We start from the raw sequence: 12,954 nt of genomic DNA, 5'->3' as shown, positions 1-12,954 counted from the left end.
TGCCTTTCAATTTAAAGTACCATTCAATGAAAGTATTAGACGGCCACAATTTTGAGAATAAAAAGGCTTTGATCAGGGTTGACTTTAATGTACCCTTGAACGAAAAGTTTGAAGTAACGGATGCCAACAGGATCGAAGCGGCCAAACCAACCATCATTAAGGTATTGGAAGATGGAGGCAGCGCGATTCTTATGAGCCATCTTGGTCGGCCCGATGGCAAAAGAAATCCGGACATGTCCTTGAAGCATATTTGTGCCAAGGTTTCCGAAGTAATTGGAGTTTCAGTTAAGTTTGTGGACGACTGTATTGGTGAAAAAGCGGAAAAGGCCGCCCAAGAACTAAAAAGCGGGGAGGTGCTGTTGTTGGAGAACCTCAGGTATTACAGTGAAGAGGAGAAGGGTGACGAGGCTTTTGCGGAAAAACTTTCAAAATTGGGCGATGTCTACATAAACGATGCCTTTGGTACTGCCCATAGGGCACACGCCTCAACAACGATTGTTGCCAAGTTCTTTCCAGGGGCAAAATGTTTTGGGTACTTATTGGCCAAGGAAATCGACGCCATCGAAAAAGTAATGCAGACGGGTGAAAAGCCTGTATTGGCGATTTTGGGAGGGGCCAAGGTTTCGTCCAAAATCACGATCATAGAGAACATATTGGATAAGGTGGATGACCTTATCATAGGCGGGGGTATGACCTATACCTTCGTAAAGGCACAAGGTGGCAGCGTTGGCGATTCCATTTGCGAGGACGATAAAATGGAACTGGCCATGGATATCCTAAAGCAGGCAAAGGAAAAGGGCGTAAACGTGCATTTGCCTGTAGACGTAATCGCTGCGGATGATTTCAGTCCAAACGCGAAAACCAAGGTTCTGGATGTAGACAACATACCCAATGGTTGGCAAGGTTTGGATGCCGGTCCCAAAACGCTGGAAAACTTCAAAAAAGTGATTTTGGGCGCTAAAACGATTCTATGGAACGGTCCCGTAGGTGTTTTTGAAATGGATGCCTTTGCCAAGGGAACCATAGCTGTTGGAAATTTCATTGATGAGGCTACCCAAAATGGTGCATTTTCACTTGTGGGAGGGGGCGATTCCGTTGCCGCAGTCAAGCAATTTGGCTTTGAGGAAAAGGTAAGCTACGTTTCCACGGGAGGAGGGGCCATGTTGGAAAGCCTGGAAGGAAGGACATTGCCAGGAATCGCTGCAATAAACGAGTAGACAGGGCGTTATCGATTAACGGAGTTTAACGGGTTAATCTACATTTTAAGAAAGAAAATTTTATTCTAAAGGAAAAATGTACGATTTTCGTTAGTCCCGCTAAGAAAATTTTCGCTCTATGAACAAGTTGCACATCCGTAGTTTTTTTCTTGTTGGTTTTTTTGCGTTTCCAATGTTTTTATTGGCACAGCAAAAAGATTCCGTAAACCTTCAAAACAAGAAGGCAATTGTCACAAACCAGATTGAAAATGATTCCGCCACGTTACAGGCGGAACAGGTTATAGACCTTTCGGCGGTGGATTCCATCCCGGATAATGACTTTATCTTGGTGAAGTCAGACCAAACCCAGAGGTATGACCTCAAGGACCAATCCGAGGCTGCAAAGTACGATAGTCTTTGGATGAAGGAACTTATTGCCAATGCCCCTCTGTTTGAGGCCATCTATGAGGACGTAACGACTTTGGAGCCGGATTCGACCTATGTGCTGGATTTGAATACGGATACATTAAAACTCAGGTTGGAAAAATTAAACCAAAAAACCCCTTTTAATGTTGCTTACAATCCCTCCCTTGAAAATGTAATCAAATCATTTTTGACAAGAAGAAGAGGGCTTATGCAGCGAATGTTGACCGCGAGCCAGTTTTACTTTCCCTTATTCGAGCAAGAAATGGACAATCACAATATTCCTTTAGAAATGAAGTATTTGTCCATTGTTGAATCTGCCTTGAACCCAAAAGCAAGGTCCAGGGTGGGTGCCACGGGTTTATGGCAATTTATGTACGGAACGGGAAAAATGTACAATTTGGACGTAACAAGTTATGTAGACGAACGCAGTGACCCTATTAAATCTACTAAGGCAGCTTGTCAATATTTGTCCAAACTCTATGAAATTTTTCAGGATTGGGATTTGGCGCTCGCCGCCTATAATTCGGGACCAGGGAATGTCAACAAGGCCATAAGAAGATCTGGCGGATATAAGAATTATTGGAACATTCGAAGCTATTTGCCCAGGGAGACAGCGGGCTATGTACCGGCATTCTTGGCCACCATGTATATTTTTGAATATGCGAAAGAGCATGGTCTAAAGGGGCAAAAGGTGGACAGGCCGTATTTTGAGACCGACACAGTACACGTAAAAAGCCTCATTACGTTCGACCAGATAGCTGAGTTGGTAGGTATTGACAAAGAAGAACTAAAGATTTTAAATCCGTCCTATAAATTGAATGCCATTCCTTATGTGGAAGGAAAGAACTACACCCTTCGTTTGCCCAGAAGCCATATGGGCAAGTTTGTGGCCAATGAGGAGGCTATTTATGCCCATGTGGAAAAGGAGCTTAACAGCAAGGAAAGTCCATTGCAGGAGCTTGTAAAGCAGGCCGAGGAGGGAGAAGTGGTCTATAGGGTACGGAGTGGTGATTATCTTGGTAAGATCGCGGAGCGTTATGGCGTTGGTGTGAGCCAAATAAAAAGATGGAACGGCTTAAGGAGCAATAATCTTAGGATTGGCCAGCGATTGATCATTTTTCCCAAAAAACAGCCCGTTGCCGCTGTAAAACCAAAGAACACCCCTTCAAAAGGTTCAATATCGAGCAACATAAAAGTACACGAAGTTCGCAGTGGGGATTCCCTATGGACGATTTCCAAAAAATATCCTGGAGTTAGTATCGAAAATTTACGAGAATGGAACGGTATTAGTGGTAATAATCTAAAACCGGGCACAAAATTGAAACTGTGCGATTGTTCATCGTAAATTAGATATGTAAAATGAAGAAAATCAGAACACTATTTTTATTGACCATCTTGATCTTTGCTTCCTGCAAGGAGAATAAGCAACAGGATTATTTACCGGAATCCATTGGCGCCTATAATACCCTTACGGTCGTAATCAATAACGATCTTTGGAAAAGTGAGGTAGGGGACAATATCAGAAGACATTTTGCCGCTCCCGCATTGGGCTTATCTTGGGACGAAGCCCAATTCAGCATCACACAAATACCCCATCAGATATTCTCGGGTTCTGTACGGAACACAAGGTCCGTTTTATATGTCATGGAAGACTCCCTGGACCTTGCCCACATGAAGAGTAACATGTATGCCAAACCGCAGTTGATTGGTGTGGTCAAAGGAAGAAACCACCAAGAGATCATTGATAATTTAAATGAAAAGGCCCCCGAATTTATAACCGATTATAAAGCGTTAGAAATAGCGGAAGCACAAAAGAAATTTTTGAAGTCCTTAAGCAAGGAAAAGGCCTTGCAGGAAAAGTTGGGCATCAACTTGAATGTACCCTCCGTTTATAAAGTTGGAAGGGAAGAGGAGAATTTTGTATGGATCGATAGGCAAATTCAAAAAGGGAACATGAACATTATTGCCTACAGCGTTCCCTGGGATACATTTTCAAACGACTCGACCTTTGTCCAGGACATTGTACGCATGCGCGATTCCATTGGAAACCTGTTTATTCCAGGTGAGGATATCCCCGGAAAAAACAATCATATGATTACGGAAAAGGCGTTTTCACCCTATGTTTTTCCCGCGGAAGTCGCCGGAAGGAAAGCCGCAGAGGTTAGGGGGAGGTGGGAAATGTCCGCATATCCTATGGCAGGCCCGTTCCTGACCTATATCATAAACGACAAGCCAAACAACAGAAAACTGGTATTGGAAGGCTTTACCTTTGCCCCGGCGACCGAAAAACGGGATTATATGTTCGAGCTGGAGGCGATTTTAAAGACCGTAAAATTCAATGAGTAGAAAACATTCTTGATGCATAAAAAAGGGCCCACATTTTGCGGGCCCTTTTTTGCTTAAATATTTATTCTCACTTAAAGATTACTAAACGAAAAACCTGTAGATATTCTAAATATCAATGCATACAACGCCAATGCAATTAGGATAAAACATGCCCAAGAAAACACCTTAAAATAGTGTTCCAGAATATAACTTTTCCAGTTTCTAAAGGCTTCAATATAAATTTCCTTGATAAGTAAAAGATTCCCCATAATCATAGTTTTTTTAAGTTACAGAGCTAAAGTTCTAAAACCGTAGGCATATTTCTAAAAAGATCAGACTAAGGGATAAAAAAGTCTGCAAACAAAAAGGGATATTTTAAAAAATCTATGAATTACCTGTATTATCGTTCAATTGAAATGTATTCGTTTGAGGTAGCAATACGCTTCGACACATTAAAAAAGGCATAAACCCTCAGGTTTCTGCCTTTTTTATTCTTTATGTAAATGGATTTTACAAATCTACAATGATGAATTCAGATCTACGGTTCAAGTAGTGCCTTTCTTCCGTACAACGGACACTGCCGTTACATTCGTTCAACAGTCTTTCCTCGCCGTACCCTATGGCACTTTGGATTCTTTCCGGAGCAATACCTTTGGATATGATATATTCCCGCGTGGATTTGGCCCTTCTATCCGAGAGATACTTGTTGTAGACATCGCTACCCCTTGAGTCGGTATGTGATTCTATCTTGATGACCATTTGGGGATACTCGTTCATCACGCTAACAAGCTTGTCCAATTCTTTGGCGGCATCGGGGCGTATGTAAGATTTGTCAAAATCGAAATGGATCATTTCCGTCTTAAGTTTTCGAATACCGTCCTCAACGGCAATCATTTCCTTAAGTTTTCTCATTTGAATATTGACATTTATGGTGTCGTTATTTGCCGTGGCAACTTCCCTTTCATCATTAAAATAGGAATTGCGCGTGGTCTTGAGGGTGTATTTGGTGTTGGCATCCAAATCCTCGAACATAAAACTCCCATCCTCGCCGGCCTCAACCTCCTTCAGTTTCAAATTGTTCTCGTCCAGTAATTCTACCAACGCCCTAGGCATAACATCGCCGGTTACGAGTTCTGTCACTACTCCGGCGATGGCATTTTTCACCACGGGAACCTCCTCTATTTTTAGAGTCTTAAAGGAATAGATGTCGTCAAATCCTTTGCCTCCGTCCCTATTGGATGCAAAATAACCCATTTGTTTTTCCTCATTTACGATAAACGAGAAATCGTCCTTATTACTGTTGATGGGTTTGCCCAAGTTCTTGACCTCCGCAAATCCACCATCCTCGTCAAAAGCCGCCTCATATACATCTAAACCGCCCATTCCTACATAGCCATCTGAAGAAAAATATAGTTTTTCCCCGTTCGCGAAGGGGAACATCTCCCTTTTTGCCGTATTAATGCCTGGACCTAAGTTTCTAGGCTCCGAGAAGGAACCGTCCTCCATGAGGTCCACTACGAATATATCTGTTTCACCAATGCTTCCGGGCATATCGGAAACGAAGTACATTTTCCTGCCATCCGGACTAAGCACGGGGTGACCTGTTGAATAGGAGTCGCTGTTGAAAGGTACTTCGGTAGCTTCGGCCCATTGACCATCGACCTTAACCGATTTATAGATTTTCAAGTGGTTGATTCCCTTACTGTCTCTACGCAGCTTTTTGCCATAATTGTTCCTCGTAAAGAACATGGTGTTGTTATCTGGGGTAAAGGTAACTGCCGCCTCATGGTATTTGGTGTTGATTTTCTTGTTGAACTTTATGGCATCACGAAGTTCTTGCGTTTCCTCGTTCAATTTGGCGGTATAGAGGTCCAAATAGGGTTGGTTGTCCCATTTATACCGTCTGGTCGTAAATACGGACGAATCCTTTGCAGAGGCGAATACAACCTTGTCCTGCTCTAAAAATGCAGGGGAGAAGTCGCTATACTCAGAATTGATGCCAAGGTTCTTTATATCAAATTTTGGTTCAGCATTTATTAGTCGGTCCAAAATTTGCTCCCTTTGGTTAGCTGAAACGGTGGCGTTGCCAAGTTGGGCCTCATATTTTTTATTGTAAAGTCGCATCAATCTTTTGGACCTGGCATAGTTTCCGGTACCTTTTAGGGAGTGTGCATACCTAAAAATATTATCGGCGGACATTTGATCCCCATAAGTCTCATACATGGTATTGTACCATTTGTAGGCCTGCTCCATATTTGTGTTGAAATAATGGGCATCGGCAATCTTCTGAAGTACCTCGTAAGATTGCTCGGTTTTATTGTTTTCGAGAGCCGTTTCGTAGAGTTTGGCAGCTTCGGCATACCACATTTTATCGAAATAGGCATCGGCCCTTTTTATAATCATGCTTTTATTAGGGTCCGATTCAATGGATTTGGAGCCGGGGTTGTCCTGGAATTCCTCTTCCATGACGGCCAAATCGGATTTCGTAGCCTGTTCCTGTATCATATCATAGGTCACGTCTTCCGGTTCAAGGGGTCTCACCAAAATCTCCTTCTTAGATTCCCTTAATTGAGAAGTGTTCGTTTTGGATTGGTTGGTATTGGTCTCGGCACTTGCAACACTACTTTCCTGCAATCCAGAAACGGCTTCCTTATACTCGTCAATTTTATCCTGATTGGTATAATATACGGCAGCGGTTTTAGTCGCCGCTCCGTTGGAGCTAACAGCATCGGAGTAAATGATGTTACCGCCCTCTGGCAACCTTTTTTCCAAAAGGTCTTTTTCACTGGCAATGACGCTATTGTCAAAGGAGTTATCGATTACCATGTTAAGTATCCAAACATTATCGTCGTATTTTCCATCAAAATCCGACTTACAATCCGCAATTGCTTTTTGCCAGGAGCTATAATGATTTAGGTATAAATAGTAAAGCTTGTTCTTGGGATTTTTGATATAGCCGGCATTGAATCCCTTTTTATTAAGTTTCTTTACCTGTTTGTCCAATTTGTTATCCTTGCTGAAAACACCTGCAATCACATAATAGCCATTCGAGAATCCATCGATATCCGTCAGGGTTCTTTGAGGAATATTGTTTGCCCTTGCGGCATTGAAAAACCTCTCATCGTCAGTTCTGTCTATCGTATAGAATTTTTGATCTGTAGTATTGTTTGAAGCCCCGGTATTGGATGATGCCAGTCCTGTCTGAAAGTCCTGTGCTCCCATAGAAAGGGAAAATAGAAATACACAAATGGATAAAATATATTTCATGCTTTAAAAATCATTTTCGAAAATCGTTCACAAACCAGTTGTCTAATAACAGGTTTTGGACGGATTTATTTTCGAAAATACTTTTAAAGGCAATAATGGATTATTTTTTGTTGTGAAAGGGGTGTTTTTTGTCGTGTAGCCTAAATAAATGCGTGGGTCCAAAGAAGTTTCAACAACATATTTAATGATTAAAGATCCAACAAAAAAAGGGCGTTAACCGCAATTGGATAACGCCCTTTCAGTGTATTCGAATGTATGTTTATTCCTTTTTTTCTTTTTCAGGGGACTCGTCCTCTTTGGAAGCATCCTTAAATTCCTTGATTCCGCTGCCAAGGCCACGCATAAGCTCGGGAATTTTTTTACCACCGAAAAGCAAAAGAACTACCAAAACAACTATTGCTATCTGCCATGGGCCTATTGCCAAGAATATATTCGCTACTGTCATAATACAAAGTCTTTAATGGATAACAAATGTAGTAAAAACTAGTTTACCTAACTAGAATATTAACGTTAAGCAATGAAAGGTTGAAATCAGTATCAAATAATCTTACGGAAATTGCATAGCGACTTTAGGCGTTGCTTATTTTTAGGTTTAACGTACTAGTTTACATTTCTAAGTTTATCTTTGTTCAGATGGCCAAAAAAGTAAAAAGAAGAAAGGAAATAAAGCGCAAGCTGCTCCACAAGTACCGTTTGGTAATACTGAACGAAAGTACTTTTGAGGAAAAAATATCTTTCAAGTTGAGCCGATTGAACGTTTTTGTAACGGCATCCATCTTCATGATTGCCCTTATTGGCCTTACCATCCTCCTCATTGCATTTACCCCTTTAAGGGAATATATACCAGGATACTCCTCCACCGCCCTAAAAAGACAGGCCACAGAGCTTACCTATAAGACGGACTCCCTTGTAAGAACCCTTAATTATACCAATAGGTATTTAGATAATATCCGTATGGTTTTGAAGGGCGATATTGAGAACAATGAAATCAACAGGGATTCCTTGTACGAACAATATAAGCTGGACCCCGCATCCGTAGACCTTTCGCCCATTAAGGAGGATTCCCTTTTAAGGGCTGAAGTTGCCCTTGAGGACAAATACAATCTATTTGAAAGGGACACCAATAGGAAAAATCTAGTCCTTTTTCCTCCTGTTACAGGAACAGTCTCCATGGGATATGATTTGGAAAGTAAGCATTACGCCGTGGATATTGTCGCACCCATTGATACCCCTGTAAAGGCCGTGGCCAATGGCACCGTTATATTTTCGGAATGGACGGCGGATACGGGTTATGTTATAATCCTGGAACACCAGGATGGTCTTTTGAGCGTTTATAAGCACAATGGATCGCTGGCCAAATTCCAAGGAACGGTAGTGCGCGGGGGTGAGGTGATCGCATCTGTTGGGAATACGGGTGAATTGACCACGGGCCCACATTTGCATTTTGAGCTTTGGGATGACGGAAATCCTGTTGACCCCCAGAATTTTATCGACTTTAATTAGTTATCATGTCCTTAAAAGCCTTTGCCGCCAAGATTTTCGCCAAAAGAATTGTGGCCAAGACCCAAAAATGGGTCCAAAATCCGCACAAAACCCAGCAAAGGGTCTTTAAGGAACTGGTAGCCAAAGGGGCAGGCACAAAATTTGGGCAGGACCATGATTTTAATAGTATCAGCACGCATCAGGACTTTGTTCAAAGGGTGCCCGTTAGGGACTATGAAGAACTAAAATCCTATGTACATGGGGTTGTGGATGGAGAGCCGGACATTTTGTGGTCCGGGAAACCGCTTTATTTTGCGAAGACTTCGGGAACCACTTCTGGCGCTAAATACATACCCATCACCAAAGAATCCATAAAGCACCAAGTAGAGGCATCCAGAAATGCCATTCTCAGTTATATCGATGAAACGGGCAGGGCCGATTTTGTGGACGGAAAAATGATTTTCTTACAGGGAAGCCCGGAGCTTACCGAAAAGAACGGTATCAAATTAGGCAGGCTTTCCGGGATTTCCGCGCATTATGTACCCAATTATCTTCAGAAAAACCGATTACCAAGCTGGGAGACCAACTGCATCGAGGATTGGGAGACCAAAGTGAATACCATAGTTGAGGAAACAAAGGACGAGGATATGACCGTAATTGCGGGTATTCCTTCCTGGGTACAAATGTATTTCGAGAAACTGAAGGAAAAAACCAATCGGAATATTGGAGACCTGTTTCCCAATTTTGAACTCTTTATTTATGGCGGGGTCAACTACGAACCCTATAGAAAAAAGTTTGAGGAGCTCATTGGCAGGAAGGTGGCCAGTATAGAATTGTTTCCGGCCAGTGAAGGTTTTTTTGCCTATCAGGAATCCCAAAAAGATAAGGGCATGTTGTTGCTCCTGGATTCCGGGATATTCTACGAGTTTATCAGGGTTGATGATTTCCATAAAGAGGAGGGCAAACGATTGACCATAGAACAAGTTGAAAAAGATGTGGATTATGTAATGATTATATCCACCAATGCAGGGCTTTGGGCATACAACCTTGGAGATACCGTTCGGTTTGTTTCATTGAGGCCATACAAGGTCATTGTTTCCGGAAGGGTCAAGCATTTTATTTCGGCCTTTGGGGAACATGTTATCGCTAAGGAGGTTGAGGAAGCGATGCAAAAGGCAATGAATGCTACGGATGCCAAAATGAACGAGTTTACTGTTGCGCCCCAAATTACCCCAGAGAACGAAGAACTACCCTATCATGAATGGTTCGTGGAATTTGAAAAGGAACCTTCGGACATAAATACCTTCAAGAGAATTCTGGACGAATCCTTACAGCAACAGAACAGCTATTATTTCGATCTGATAGAAGGGAAGGTCCTTCAGCCTTTAAAAATAACGCCAATCAAGAAAAATGGGTTCAAGGAATACATGAAGTCCATGGGGAAACTGGGAGGTCAGAACAAGGTGCAGCGTTTGGCGAACGACCGAAGCGTAGCCGATAAATTGAAGGAATTCATCGCCTGAAAATACGGCGATATCAATACCAAATAATAATTGTAGTTTTGCGGGAAATCTCTTATGGGCAAAACAGTCACAACAACCAGGGCACAGGAATCCACCAATGCCATTGAGCGCATGTACATCACCATGCGCCACCTTTTTAACAGGGGCTTTTATAAACCGACCGGTGTTTCGGGCGAAGCCTTAAAAAATGCCCTTTTACTCATTCGTCCAGAAATATATGGAACACTAGGGGAGGAAAAGGCGGAACTCAACGGTCTTCTGTACGTTCTGGAAAGACTTCCCGAAGGAATTGAACAATGTAGGTTCATCAACTTGACTTCAGACGAAGGATATGGAATTTCGCACATAGACCCAATAATCCCCCCAAAAAGAAGACGAAACTGCTACCGAATAGACGATGAGCAGATGAATGTTGAGATTACCCGGGGCAGATCGGATATCTATGACATTCTTACCCATTTAACTTTTTTGTTCATTGAGTCCGAAAAAATATGCAAGAAGGTCCTGATACCGGAATCCAATAAGACCATCAGGGATTGGACAAAACTGGAAGCCTTTCTTAAAAAGGAAGCGTTGGAACAATCTGAAAAGGAGATTGCCCTGATACATACGGCCAATATTTTGGGAAGGTCCTTTGGAGAAGTATTGCATGTTTACAATAAATTGTCAACTGAAACCGACCCAGAGCGATTTTTGCGTATAATATATTGGTTGGGAAAATTGGCCATAGAGGAGGAACTTACGGGAGAGAAGCGTTCCATAACCTTTAGCGCGCTACTGAGGGAGCGATTGGGACATCACATCCATGGGGAACGATGGGCCAACCACATTAAAGGAATCCTAGAAGAACATGGTCTCTTGGAAAGGCCGATACATATTATCTCCGCCAACATGCATAGTGTCATGAACTCCTTCTTCGCGACCAACGCCCTTAAAGAGGAGTTTCCCAATGCCAGCAAACTGGAAATTTATGAAGCCTTGAGCGCTTCGGGTAACGAGGCCTTACGCTTGAAGGTACGTGAATTTGCAGAGGCCAATGGCATGATATCCATTGCGGATTCATCGGGCACCAATATTGACGTTCAAATATTTGATACGGGGATGTTCAATAAGAACGTCTGTTGCTATAATTTTCCAAGTACAGGTGAAGAAGAAAAACCTGTTATATTTGTGATGGACTATGCCTTTGGAGAACAGGCTTTTGAAACCATAGATGAGTTTCTGAAACCTTATGAAATGAATGAGAAAGAAGTTTTTTTGAATGTGGTTTCCGTCTCTATAATGGGTAAGGCCGGAATTTTGGAAGGGGGCAAGGGAGATATCATGATACCTTCTGCACATATTTTTGAAGGAACGGCGGACAATTATCCTTTTAACAATGAATTGTGCAGCGAGGACTTTAAGGGGAACGGTCTAAAAGTGTTTGAAGGGGCCATGGTAACCGTTTTAGGGACTTCGCTCCAGAACAAGGACATCCTGAAGTTTTTTCATGAGTCCACGTGGAACGTTATAGGATTGGAAATGGAAGGGGTACATTATCAAAAGGCGATACAATCGGCCTCGAAAATTAGAAAGAGCATACGGGAAGATGTAAAGGTGCGCTATGCCTATTATGCTTCGGACAATCCTTTGGAGACAGGAAGTACTTTGGCTTCGGGTGGATTGGGAACGACCGGTGTTAAGCCTACCTATTTGATTACAGATCGTATTTTAAAGCAAATATTCAACACATAACATGGCGGAAAATCAATCAATGAAAAATCAGGACAGTTCCGATGAAATCGACTTGGGGCAGTTATTCCAGCTTATAGGAAAAGGGTTTGATTCTTTATTTAAATTAATTCTACGGGTATTTGTCTATTTAAAAAGAAATATTTTTATACTGATTGGTTTAGCTGCTGTAGGTTTTGCGGTTGGATATGGACTGAACCAAATAGTATCCAAAAGGCAGAAAACCGATGTTATCGTAAAACCACAGTTGGAAAGTAAAAATTATCTATATGATGTCATTGATGAAATACAAGCAAATATAGATGCAAAGGATAGCAGTTTTTTTGAGTCAATAGGAATCGAAGAAGTTGATTTTGCAGGATTGGAAATTACCGTGAATAGGGTTATTGAAGAGGGTGCTTCTGATAGGGACATGCAATATCTTGAACTATTGCAAAGTTTTGAAAATACCGACGCCATTGCTGATATCGTTAGGGCAGAACTGGAAAATAAAAGTTCGTTTAACCATCGTATAACCTTTTATTACAAAAACGAAGAGTTAGGGGTTCAATTTGCAAAAAAAGTGATGGAATATATAAATTCCAGCACGTATTTTGATGAGGTTCTTACGATATCCAGAAATAATGCTAGAGGAAGGATAGAGCAGAATGAACTTTTGTTGGACCAGGTTGATAAAATCATTACAAATTATACCAACAACTTAGCCTCCAGGAACAATGCTGTTTCCAGTGAACGCATAATTTTGGACAATCAGGAACAAGTAAATATTGCCGATCTTTTTGAATACAAGAATCTTCTAATAAGGGATATTGAAATAAAAAAGTTGGAATTGGCAGAGCAGACGGAACCTATAAGTATTATCAATTTTGGAAAATCCCATGAGGTTCAAAAATCTTTTTTCGGAAAAAATCTTGTCCTCATTCCTTCAATTCTGATCGTTGTCTTCCTTTTTGTTTCATTCTTAGTTTACCTGAACCAGAAATCAAAAACCTTAATTTTATGAA

Annotated in this window: 10 protein-coding genes; 7 read left to right on the top strand and 3 right to left on the bottom strand. The window is 41.7% G+C overall.

The window, feature by feature from the left end:
• Window positions 1-26 precede the first annotated feature (26 nt).
• From FEK29_RS01570 to FEK29_RS01560, 3 genes are all read left to right on the top strand, one after another.
• Complete coding sequence (locus FEK29_RS01570; protein WP_138256646.1) at window positions 27-1,217, top strand: phosphoglycerate kinase; 1,191 nt, start codon at window positions 27-29, stop codon at window positions 1,215-1,217.
• A gap of 118 nt (window positions 1,218-1,335) precedes the next feature.
• Window positions 1,336-2,967 (top strand): LysM peptidoglycan-binding domain-containing protein, encoded by a 1,632-nt coding sequence (locus FEK29_RS01565; protein ID WP_240042634.1) that lies wholly within the window; start codon window positions 1,336-1,338, stop codon window positions 2,965-2,967.
• 14 nt (window positions 2,968-2,981) lie between these two features.
• Window positions 2,982-3,968 carry a DUF4837 family protein gene (locus tag FEK29_RS01560; protein ID WP_138256645.1) on the top strand — a complete coding sequence of 329 codons (987 nt, stop codon included), beginning with the start codon at window positions 2,982-2,984 and terminating at the stop codon, window positions 3,966-3,968.
• Window positions 3,969-4,039: 71 nt separating this feature from the next.
• On the opposite strand, the gene FEK29_RS18035 is transcribed toward FEK29_RS01560, so the two are convergent.
• From FEK29_RS18035 to tatA, 3 genes are all read right to left on the bottom strand, one after another.
• Entirely contained in the window at window positions 4,040-4,216 is a 177-nt protein-coding gene (locus FEK29_RS18035; RefSeq protein ID WP_162850204.1) for a DUF6747 family protein, read from the bottom strand.
• Between the two features lie 241 nt (window positions 4,217-4,457).
• Window positions 4,458-7,214, bottom strand: a complete 2,757-nt coding sequence (locus FEK29_RS01555) for an OmpA family protein (protein ID WP_240042633.1) — start codon at window positions 7,212-7,214, stop codon at window positions 4,458-4,460.
• Between the two features lie 259 nt (window positions 7,215-7,473).
• Window positions 7,474-7,659, bottom strand: a complete 186-nt coding sequence (gene tatA / locus FEK29_RS01550) for a twin-arginine translocase TatA/TatE family subunit (protein WP_138256644.1) — start codon at window positions 7,657-7,659, stop codon at window positions 7,474-7,476.
• Between the two features lie 188 nt (window positions 7,660-7,847).
• On the opposite strand from tatA, the gene FEK29_RS01545 reads away from it, so the two are divergent.
• The 4 genes from FEK29_RS01545 to FEK29_RS01530 are packed head-to-tail and all read left to right on the top strand — an operon-like array spanning window position 7,848 to window position 12,953.
• Window positions 7,848-8,717 (top strand): M23 family metallopeptidase, encoded by an 870-nt coding sequence (locus tag FEK29_RS01545; RefSeq protein ID WP_138256643.1) that lies wholly within the window; start codon window positions 7,848-7,850, stop codon window positions 8,715-8,717.
• Window positions 8,718-8,722: 5 nt separating this feature from the next.
• Window positions 8,723-10,219 carry a GH3 auxin-responsive promoter family protein gene (locus FEK29_RS01540; protein WP_138256642.1) on the top strand — a complete coding sequence of 499 codons (1,497 nt, stop codon included), beginning with the start codon at window positions 8,723-8,725 and terminating at the stop codon, window positions 10,217-10,219.
• Window positions 10,220-10,273: 54 nt separating this feature from the next.
• Entirely contained in the window at window positions 10,274-11,953 is a 1,680-nt protein-coding gene (locus tag FEK29_RS01535) for a DUF6909 family protein (RefSeq protein ID WP_138256641.1), read from the top strand.
• A gap of 19 nt (window positions 11,954-11,972) precedes the next feature.
• Complete coding sequence (locus FEK29_RS01530; protein ID WP_240042632.1) at window positions 11,973-12,953, top strand: hypothetical protein; 981 nt, start codon at window positions 11,973-11,975, stop codon at window positions 12,951-12,953.
• The last annotated feature ends 1 nt before the right edge of the window (window position 12,954 follow it).

The organism is Maribacter aurantiacus (assembly GCF_005780245.1).
GTDB classification, from domain to species: domain Bacteria; phylum Bacteroidota; class Bacteroidia; order Flavobacteriales; family Flavobacteriaceae; genus Maribacter; species Maribacter flavus.
Note: the sequence above shows the minus strand (reverse complement) of the source record. Positions and strands in the feature narration are given on the sequence as shown.

Coding starts and splice junctions, on each gene's coding strand:
- FEK29_RS01570 (WP_138256646.1), top strand. CDS start 27: ATGAAAGTATTAGACGGCCACAATTTTGAGAATAAAAAGGCTTTGATC.
- FEK29_RS01565 (WP_240042634.1), top strand. CDS start 1,336: ATGAACAAGTTGCACATCCGTAGTTTTTTTCTTGTTGGTTTTTTTGCG.
- FEK29_RS01560 (WP_138256645.1), top strand. CDS start 2,982: ATGAAGAAAATCAGAACACTATTTTTATTGACCATCTTGATCTTTGCT.
- FEK29_RS18035 (WP_162850204.1), bottom strand. CDS start 4,216: ATGGGGAATCTTTTACTTATCAAGGAAATTTATATTGAAGCCTTTAGA.
- FEK29_RS01555 (WP_240042633.1), bottom strand. CDS start 7,214: ATGAAATATATTTTATCCATTTGTGTATTTCTATTTTCCCTTTCTATG.
- tatA (WP_138256644.1), bottom strand. CDS start 7,659: ATGACAGTAGCGAATATATTCTTGGCAATAGGCCCATGGCAGATAGCA.
- FEK29_RS01545 (WP_138256643.1), top strand. CDS start 7,848: ATGGCCAAAAAAGTAAAAAGAAGAAAGGAAATAAAGCGCAAGCTGCTC.
- FEK29_RS01540 (WP_138256642.1), top strand. CDS start 8,723: ATGTCCTTAAAAGCCTTTGCCGCCAAGATTTTCGCCAAAAGAATTGTG.
- FEK29_RS01535 (WP_138256641.1), top strand. CDS start 10,274: ATGGGCAAAACAGTCACAACAACCAGGGCACAGGAATCCACCAATGCC.
- FEK29_RS01530 (WP_240042632.1), top strand. CDS start 11,973: ATGAAAAATCAGGACAGTTCCGATGAAATCGACTTGGGGCAGTTATTC.